7 protein-coding genes are annotated in these 9007 nt (G+C 72.7%); 3 read left to right on the top strand and 4 right to left on the bottom strand.

All coding sequences use genetic code 11. The features are described 5' to 3' along the window. Positions 1-1704 (top strand): chitinase (locus tag GQS09_RS24315; RefSeq protein ID WP_399552592.1); only part of this gene is annotated, 1704 nt, incomplete at its 5' end. Between the two features lie 65 nt (positions 1705-1769). On the opposite strand, the gene GQS09_RS24310 is transcribed toward GQS09_RS24315, so the two are convergent. From GQS09_RS24310 to GQS09_RS24300, 3 genes are all read right to left on the bottom strand, one after another. Then, positions 1770-3119: a hypothetical protein gene (locus GQS09_RS24310; RefSeq protein WP_165989723.1), complete on the bottom strand. Its 1350-nt coding sequence runs from the start codon at positions 3117-3119 to the stop codon at positions 1770-1772. A 28-nt stretch (positions 3120-3147) separates the two neighbouring features. Continuing rightward, a complete protein-coding gene (locus tag GQS09_RS24305) occupies positions 3148-3657 on the bottom strand; it encodes a SigE family RNA polymerase sigma factor (protein ID WP_165989722.1) in 510 nt (169 codons plus the stop codon). A gap of 270 nt (positions 3658-3927) precedes the next feature. Continuing rightward, on the bottom strand, positions 3928-5337 hold the full coding sequence (locus GQS09_RS24300) for a hypothetical protein (protein ID WP_165989721.1): 1410 nt from the start codon (positions 5335-5337) through the stop codon (positions 3928-3930). Between the two features lie 238 nt (positions 5338-5575). On the opposite strand from GQS09_RS24300, the gene GQS09_RS24295 reads away from it, so the two are divergent. Continuing rightward, positions 5576-6610, top strand: coding sequence for an ATP-binding cassette domain-containing protein (locus tag GQS09_RS24295; protein WP_165989720.1), 1035 nt, complete (start codon positions 5576-5578; stop codon positions 6608-6610). Beyond that, complete coding sequence (locus GQS09_RS24290; protein ID WP_165989719.1) at positions 6607-7431, top strand: ABC transporter permease; 825 nt, start codon at positions 6607-6609, stop codon at positions 7429-7431. The genes GQS09_RS24295 and GQS09_RS24290 overlap by 4 nt, the downstream gene beginning before the upstream one ends. A gap of 13 nt (positions 7432-7444) precedes the next feature. Here the strand turns inward: GQS09_RS24290 and GQS09_RS24285 are convergent, their stop codons facing one another. Next, on the bottom strand, positions 7445-8719 hold the full coding sequence (locus GQS09_RS24285; protein ID WP_165989718.1) for an alanine racemase: 1275 nt from the start codon (positions 8717-8719) through the stop codon (positions 7445-7447). Positions 8720-9007: the final 288 nt, after the last annotated feature.

Below are 9007 nucleotides of genomic sequence, written 5' to 3'. Positions count from 1 at the left end.
GGACGCCGCCGGCCGCTGGCCGCTCTCGGCGCCGCCGTGGCGGCCACCGTCGCCCTGCTGCTGGCCGGGCTGCCGGGCCCGGCCGGCGCGGCCCCCTCGGCCGATCTGCTCACCAATTCCGGATTCGAGAACGGGCTCACCGGCTGGTCCTGCGACGGTTCCGCCGCGGCGACCGGCAGCCCGGTGCGCACCGGCTCCGGCGCCCTGGCCGGCACCCCGGCCGGGCAGTCCCACGCCCGCTGCGAACAGACCGTCGGCGTCCTGCCCGGCGAGGAGTACCGGCTCAGCGCCTGGGTGCGCGGCGGCTACACCTTCCTGGGCGCCGCCGGCACCGGAAGTCAGGACGTGTCCACCTGGACCCCCGGCTCCGGCGACTGGCAGCAGCTCTCCCTCACCTTCACCACCGGCACGGCCACCGACCAGGTGACCGTCTACCTTCACGGCTGGTACGGCACCAGCACCTACTGGGCCGACGATCTGGCGCTGGCCGGCGAGGGCGGCGCGGACAGCGGCGGCTCCACCGGCGGCCCGACCGATCCGCCGGACGACCCGCCGCCCGCGCCCACCGGGCTCCGGGTCAGCGGCACCACCGCCACCAGCATCAGCCTAAACTGGGAGCCGGCCGAGGGGGCGGAGCGCTACCACGTCCGGGTGGACGGCCAGGTGTCCCGGACCGTCACCGGAACCTCCGCGGTGGTCACCGGGCTGAGCCCGGCCACCACCTATGAGCTGCGGGTCAGCGCGGAGAACGGAAACGGCGAATCGGCGCTGTCGGCACCGGTCAGTGCCACCACCCAGCCCCGCTCCGGCGGCGGCAACCGGGTGCCGCGCCACGCCCTGACCGGCTACTGGCACAATTTCGACAACGGCTCGGTGATCCAGAAGCTCCGCGATGTGCAGGACCAGTTCGACATCATCGCGGTCGCCTTCGCCGACTCCACCTCCCTTCCCGGCGAGATCACCTTCCGGCTGGACCCGGCGCTGGGCTACGGCTCCGTCCAGGAGTTCAAGAACGACATCGCCGCCAAGCAGGCCCAGGGCAAGTCGGTGATCATCTCGGTCGGCGGTGAACGCGGCAACGTGATCATCAACGACTCGGCCTCGGCCCAGCGCTTCGCGTCCAGCACCCTCGCGCTGATGGCGGAGTACGGCTTCGACGGCGTGGACATCGACCTGGAACACGGCATCAACGCCACCTACCTGACCCAGGCCATGGACGCCATCCACGCCGCCACCGGCGACAGCCTCGTCTACACCATGGCCCCGCAGACCATCGACATGCAGAACACCGGCACCGAGTACTTCAAGCTGGCCCTCAACACCCGGGACTACCTGACGGTCGTCAATATGCAGTACTACAACAGCGGTTCCATGCTGGGCTGCGACGGCAAGGTGTACTCCTCGGGCAGTGTGGACTTCCTCACCGCCCTGGCCTGCATCCAGCTGGAGAACGGGCTGGACGCCTCCCAGGTCGGGCTGGGCGTCCCGGCCTCGCCGCGCGCCGCGGGCAGCGGCTACGTCGGCCCCGACACCGTCAACCGGGCACTGGACTGCCTGACCCGGGGCACCCGCTGCGGCACCTTCCGGCCCGACCGGACCTACCCGGACCTGCGCGGCGCCATGACCTGGTCGACCAACTGGGACGCGCACGCGGGCAACGCGTGGTCCAGCGCGGTCGGCCCGCACGTGCACGGACTTCCCTAGACCCCGGCGGCAGTGCCCCGATGCCCTCCCGGCCGGCCCGGCCCCCGGCCGGCCGGGAGAGGCCGTCACCCGCCGCCGGAGCCGGCCACCAGCGCCCGCCAGCTGTCGTCCAGGGCCATGCCGGCCAGCTGCTCCGCGGTCAGCACCGCCTCCTGCTGCGGCTCGCCCTCGCTCCCCGCGCTCTGATGGAGCCCCAGGCCGCCGCCCTCCGCGTAAGAGAGGGAGATCATCCACAGCTCCCAGTCATCGGTTCCGTCGGGGAGGAAGTGGCAGGCGATGGAGAGGGAGCCGTCGTCCAGGATCTCGTCGGTGCACTGCGGGTTCCCGCTCTGGCCGGCGATGTCCTCCTCGAAGTCCTCCCGGGTCCATTCCGGGTCCCAGGTGTCGACAGAGAGCTCGGACCGCAGGCCCTGGCCGTTCCCGATCACGAAGACACCGCTGCCGGCCACGGCGTCCGAGGAGGACTCCAGGGTGACGTCCGGGGGCAGCAGGGACCGCAGGGTCCGCTCGATCTCCTCCGGACCTGCCGACCCCGAGGGGCCTTCCCCCGCGGCATAGGACTCCGGCTGGCCGTACTCCCGGTCCACCTCGTCCAGCACGGACTGCCACACCGGGTCCCGGGCTATCCGCTCCAGCTCGGCGACGCTCAGCAGCGGCTCGTAGCCGGTGAAGTCCGCCGTCCCCGTGAGCTCCTTGGTCAGATCGGCGGCGACGATCCGCGCCGACGGCTCTCCCCGGGCGTCGCCGCCCGGCGAGGTGTGCGCCACCGACCAGCTGTGGGAGGCCCAGAGCTCCTCCTCCGCGTCCTGCCCGGGCCCGCCGTCACCGGGGCCGGGCCCCTCGCTCCCGTCCTCGGTGCTGTCCGCGTCGGAGTACTCGGACTCGTAGACCGCGAGCAGGCTGCCGTCGGACAGTTCCCGTTCGGTGCAGTCGTCCTCGGTGGCTCCCCAGTCCTCCCAGTAGGCGCAGCCGGCCAGCTCCGTCCAGTGCTCCTCCACGCCCCAGCGGGAGAGCTCCAGCGAGAGGGTGGCCTGATCGGCTCCCTCCGTCAGGGTGAGCGTGACATAGGGCGTGTCGCTGGTGGCGTAGCCGTCCCCCTGGACCCCGGCCACCTCCACGCCTTCCGGGAGCATCCCGCTGAGCGCGGCGATCATTTCCGGGCCGGTGCGCGGTGCCGTGCCGTCCGACGCCTTGCCGTGGCCGCCGCCGGGGCCGGGCAGGTAGGAGACGGCCAGCCCCACCGCGGCGACCGCCGCCGCCCCCGTCAGCACCGCGGCCCGGCGCCGGGACCGGCGGGCCCGGCCGCGCCGCAGCCCGCCCTCCACCAGCAGCTGGGTGTCCGGCTCGAAGCCCTCGCCGACCTGCCGCAGCATGGCACCGAGATCTCTTTCGAAGTCCTGGTGATCGATCGTCATGGCCGTTCCTCTTCGGGTGCCTGCCGTCCTACTGCGCGGTCAGTTCGGTGAATCCGGTGCTGCCCAGCCGTTCCCGGAGCTTGGCCAGCGCCCGGCTGCTGCGGGTGCGCACCGCACTGGAGCTGGTGCGCATCATGGAGGCGGTCTGCTCGATGCTGAGGTCCTCCCAGTACCGCAGGACCAGTACCGCGCGGTCCTGCGGGGGCAGTGCGGAGAGCGCCTGGAGCAGCGTCACCCGCAGCGGGGCGTCCGCCGCGCGCTCCGGCCGCTCCGGCAGGCTCAGCACCGGCTGCTCACTGCTGCTGCGTCTGCGCCGGTGGGTCAGATAGCACCGGACCAGGACGGTCTGGGCGTATCCGGCCGGATTCTCGATGCATTTCCTCTTCCCCCACGCCGTGTACATCCGGCCGAGTGTCTCCTGTACGAGGTCCTCTGCCAGGTAGGTGTCGCCGCCCGTCAGCATGCAGGCCGACCGGTACAACGGCCCGCTGCGCTGCCGGATGAAGTCGAGGTAGGAGTCCTTCTCCCGCTGCTTCATCCGCTCCCGCCCCTCGGATTACTGTTTCCGCCCGTGTGCGGCCCGCGCCGCACCGTGCATGCGCTTGTCCACCCCGGTACCCGCTGCCGCACGCACCGTTCCACTTGTTCCGATGCGCCGGCCCGCCCCGGATGTTGCAGCCGGCGCGGGAACGCGGTGCGGGAACTCTGTGGCCGCCCGCTTCCGGCCCCCCGGACCGGCCTCCGGTGAGCACCGGGCGGGATGCGCGCCGGAGGCCGGGGCCGGAGCCCCGCCCGGGGCGGAAGGCCGTCAGGAGGCGCTGTGCTCTGCGAACAGCTGCCGCCACTCGTCGGCCATGACCAGCTTCTTCAGCTGCTCCGGGGTGAGCGGGGAGTCGTCACGGACCGGCCCGGACTCCCAGTCCGGCGCGTTCAGCACCGAGATGTCCAGGGAGGCGCCGTCCGGGTAGTGGACCCCGGCCGTCCAGGAGGTGGAGGGGTCGTCCTCCCAGGGGCCGAAGGTGCAGACCGTCACCCAGGTGCCGTCCGCCGTCTCCTCCTCCTCGCAGTCCTCGACGATCCACTCCCCGGCGTCCCCGTACTCCGCTGCTCCCTCGGACTCGTACTCGTACTCGTGGGCGGATTCGTCCGCCCAGTCGCCTTCCGCCTCCTGCCAGGGCTCCCAGGAGGTGATCTCCACCTGGACCGCGCCCCTGCCGTCGTCCACCAGCAGGGAGGTCCAGCCGAGGCCGTCCTCCGGGGAGCCGGCGCCGGTGATCTCCAGCCCCTGGGGGGCCAGTGCGCGGAAGGTCTCCCCGAGCGCGGCGCTCGGTATCCGGCTGGTGGGCTCCTCCACCCACTCCTCGGGCTCGCCGTACTTCTCGTCCAGTGCCCGGAAGACGTCCTGCCAGACCGGCTCCTGGATGATCCCGGCCATGGCGTCCAGGCTCAGCGGCGGCTCGTACCCCTCGGCGTCCGCCTCGTCGGTGAAGTCCCGGTAGAGGGAGAACCGGGCGCTGCGCATGCCCGGGTTCTCGAACTCCGGGCCGCCCGGTGACTCCAGCACCACCTCCCAGCCCTGGGAGACGGCCGGTTCCGGCCACTCCCCGGGCTCCTCGTAGCCGCCCGGGACCGTCTCTTCCGCCGCTCCGGAGCCGCCGTCCCCGGCTGTCGCGGCGTCGTCCAGCGGCTCCCGGTCCTCCGCGGTGTACTCCCACGTGATCAGCGAGAGTATGGAGCCGTCGGCCAGCTCGCTCCGGGTGCAGGACATGCCGTCCTCGGCCTCCTCGCCCCACTGGGCGCAGCCGGCGTCGGCCCGCCAGTCCTCGGTGGAGGAGCGGCTGAGGCTGAGACCCATGCCGAGGCCGTCGCCCGGGACACCGTCGTCGGCCGACAGCCAGACGTACGGCTCCTCGGTGCCGGAGGATCCCTCGGCCTCCACATCGGTGACCTCCAGGCCGGCCGGGAGCAGCGCGGTCAGCGCCTCGATCATCTCCGGGCCGCTCTCCGGGGCACTCCCCCCGGCCGCCGGCTCCGCTCCCCCGCCGGAGCCGAAGCTCGGCTGGACGGCCACCGCCGTGGCCACCGCGGCCACCGCAGCCGCCATGGCGCCGCGGCGCCGCCAGGGCGACCGCCGCGGGGCCGGCTCCTGCGGCGACGCCCCCGCCCACGGCACGTCCGGCTGCGGGACGTCCGGCTGCGGGCTCTCGATCGGTGTCACTGTGATCCCCTCCATCGGCTGCTGCCGCTTCGATGCCGGCGAGTGCCGGTCAACCCCCCGGGCTCCCGCCCCGTCATCTCTTTTGATGCGGCAGTCCCGGGAAGATGTCGCAGCCGGCCGGAGAAATTTTTTCCCGCAGGTCAGCGGTGCTCCGCACGCGGGACCGTGCGGGGAATCCGTTCGCGGCTGTCAGTGGGGCGCGCAATGCTCGGAAGGGAACGCGGAAAGGGAGTGCACCATGGAGCTGGCAATCCAGGCGGAGGGCCTGGTCAAACGCTTCGGCGACACCACCGCCCTCGGCGGGGTGGATCTTGAGGTACGGACGGGCACCGTGCTGGGCCTGCTGGGACCGAACGGTGCCGGCAAGACGACCGTGGTGCGCGTGCTCGCCACCCTGCTGCCGGCCGACGCCGGCCGGGCCACCGTCGGCGGGTACGACGTCGTCCGCGACGCCCACCGGGTGCGTCAGCTCATCGGTCTCACCGGTCAGTACGCCTCGGTGGACGAGCAGCTCACCGGCACCGAGAATCTGCTGCTGATCGGCCGCCTGCTCGGTCTCGGCCGTCCGGCCGCCCGGCAGCGGGCCAAGGAGCTGCTGGAGCAGTTCCAGCTCAGTGATGCGGCGGGCCGGGCGGCCGGCACCTACTCCGGCGGCATGCGGCGGCGGCTGGATCTGGCCGCCAGCCTGGTGGGGCGCCCGCCGCTGCTGTTCCTCGACGAGCCGACCACCGGTCTCGACCCGCGGGCCCGGTCCGAGCTGTGGGAGATGATCCGGTCCCTGGTGGCCGACGGCACCACCGTGCTGCTGACCACGCAGTATCTGGAGGAGGCGGACGAGCTGGCGGAGGAGATCGTGGTGATCGACCGGGGCCGCAAGATCGCCGGCGGTTCCCCGGACGAGCTCAAGGCGAAGATCGGCGCCCAGACCCTGGCCGTCCGCCCGCTGGACGAGGCCAAGGTGCCCGTGGTGCGGGCGGCGGTGGCCGAGCTCACCCGGACGGCACCGGAGGTCAAGGGGAAGCTGGTCACCGCGCCGGTGGCCGATCCGTCGGTGCTGGGCGCGGTGGTCCGCCGGCTGGACGAGGAGGGCGTGGTCGTCACCGAACTGGCGCTGCGCGGCTCCAGCCTGAACGAGGTGTTCCTCTCCCTCACCGGCCGCCCGGCCGAGGAGGAGGGGGCGGGGGGACGGACCGCGGGCGGCGGCGAACCGCCGGAGAACGGCATGCACCACACCGGGAATTCCGCCTCTGGCGGCGAAGGGAGCAAGGCATGAGCACCATGGCTGTCCCGGCCGGATCCGCGGCCCCCAAGGGAGAACTGCCACAGCGGGTCGGTCTGGCCGACGGCGTGCGGCAGAGTCTCACCCTGGCCTGGCGGACGGTCGTCCAGGTCCGGCACAACCCCTGGGAGCTGAGCGACTTCAGCATCCAGCCGATCATGTTCGTGCTGCTGTTCACCTATGTGTTCGGCGGTGCCATCGCGGGCTCGGTCGGCGACTATCTCACCTTCATGCTGCCCGGCATGCTCGCGATGAACATGCTGTTCGTGACGCTCTACGTGGGCCAGGGCCTGAACACCGACCTCACCAAGGGCGTCTTCGACCGGCTGCGGTCGCTGCCCATCGCCCGCTGGGCCCCGCTGGCCGGCCGGATCATGGCCGACCAGGTGAAGCAGCTGTGGTCCATCGTGCTGGTGCTCGGAGTGGGCGTGATTCTCGGCTTCCGGCTGGAGAACGGCTTCCTCGGGCTGCTCGGCACGGTCCTGCTGCTGCTGGTGTTCGCGCTGGCCTTCTCCTGGGTGGCGGTGCTGGTGGGCCTGACCGCCAAGGACGCCGAGCGGGTGCAGATCTTCGGCTTCACGGCACTGTTCCCGGTGACCTTCGTCAGCAACGTGTTCGTGCCGGTGGACACCATGCCGGGCTGGCTCCAGGCCTGGGTGAACGTCAACCCGGTGAGCATCATCGCCGACGCCTGCCGGGGGCTGATGCTGGGCGGCCCGGTGGCCACCCCGGTGATACAGACGCTGCTGTGGGCGGGCGCCATCGCCGCGGTCTTCGCCCCGCTGTCGGTGTGGACCTTCAAGCGGCGGGTGTGAGCGCCCGGCGGCTTCAGAACACCGTGCGGATGTAGTCGGTGACCGTGCCGTCCCCGGCCACCAGGGGGATCAGCGGCCACTTCTCGAAGATGGTGCAGGGGTGGGACATGCCCAGTCCCACCCAGTCACCGACCTCGGGCAGCACCTCCTCCGCACCCCGGAGGAAGGCGTGCTGATCGGCCAGCCTGCTGACGGTCAGCCCCTTCCCGGAGCGCATCCGGCCTCCGGGCTCCCGGATCACCTGCACCTCGGGCAGGCCCAGATCGTAGGCGACGTCCCGCTTGCCGGCGTTGACCAGGGCCAGGCCCGGCTCGGGCCGGGAGACCGCCTGGGTCCACAGCCGGAAGGCCGGCAGCAGCGAGCCCTCCTGCGGGATCCGGTTGAACGGGGTGACGGTGCGGTAGCGGCCGTCGTCGTGGCTGATGTAGGCCCCGGAGCGGAGCAGCCGGCAGACCGGGCGGGAGAGCGCGGGCAGTTCCTGGAAGACCTCGGCGACCACGTCGAACCAGGCGCTGCCGCCCGCGCTGACAATGACCTCCTCGGTGTGCTGGAAACGGCCGGCCTTGTCGAACTCCACGGCAAGCGAGACCAGCTCCCGCATCCAGGCCCGCACCCGCGGGGCATCGGCCTCCGCCAGTTCCCCCTCGTAGCCGGCCACGCCGGTCAGCCGCAGGGTGCCGGCGGCGGCGACCGCGTCGGCCACCTCGGCGGCCCGGGCCGCGGTGCGCACCCCGCTGCGGGCCCCGGCGGCGCCCAGTTCCACCACCACCTCCAGCGGGCGGTGCGCCCCGGCGGCGGTGAGTGCGGCGTCCATCAGCCGCACCCCGCGCACCGAGTCGGCGTAGACCACGCAGCGGAAGTCCGGATCGCGGTCCAGCTCCCGGGCCATCCAGGCCAGGGCCGCCGCGTCGACCACCTCGTTGGCCAGGAAGATCCGGGGCACTCCGTAGGCGCGGGCCACCCGGGCCTGGTGCGGCACGGCCACGGTGATGCCCCAGGCCCCGTGGTCCAGCTGGCGCCGGAAGAGCTGCGGTGCCATGGAGGTCTTGCCGTGCGGCGCGAAGGCCAGGCCGTGGCGGCTGCAGAAGCGCTCCATGGAGCGCAGGTTGTGCTCCACCGCCTCGGCGGACAGGGTGAGCACGGGGGTGGTGAATCCGCCGCTGTGCAGATTGCGGCGCTCCGCGGCCAGGCCGCGGACGGTCCGGCCGTCGGCGTCCGGCGGCAGACCCCGGAACCGGTGGTCGACGACCTCGTCCCCGAGCTGATCGAGTGCGCTGCCGATGTGCATTTCCGGTTGGCTCGTCTCTCCGGTCGGGCGGGTTCCCAGGCGGGCGGGGGCGGGCCAGGGGAGCCCGGCAAGTGATGCGGTGGGCCGGCCGCCGGCGCCACGGGCCCGGCGGTGCCGCCGGCGCCGGTGCGAGATGACCTCCCCAGGCATGACATACGTTGCGCATGGTGCACGGGCCATGGCGGCGCGTGCAGGTCTTGTCTAACATCCACCGATGACCGGGTCAACGGAGCATCCGGCGGTCCGGGGGCGCCCCCTGCCCGCGCTCCCGCCGCGCCCGGGCCGCCG

It is taken from the genome of Streptomyces sp. YIM 98790, assembly GCF_011421595.1.
Taxonomy (GTDB): Bacteria; Actinomycetota; Actinomycetes; order Streptomycetales; family Streptomycetaceae; genus Streptomyces.
The sequence above is the reverse complement of the archived record's forward strand: the minus strand, read 5'-3'. Positions and strand labels throughout refer to the sequence as shown.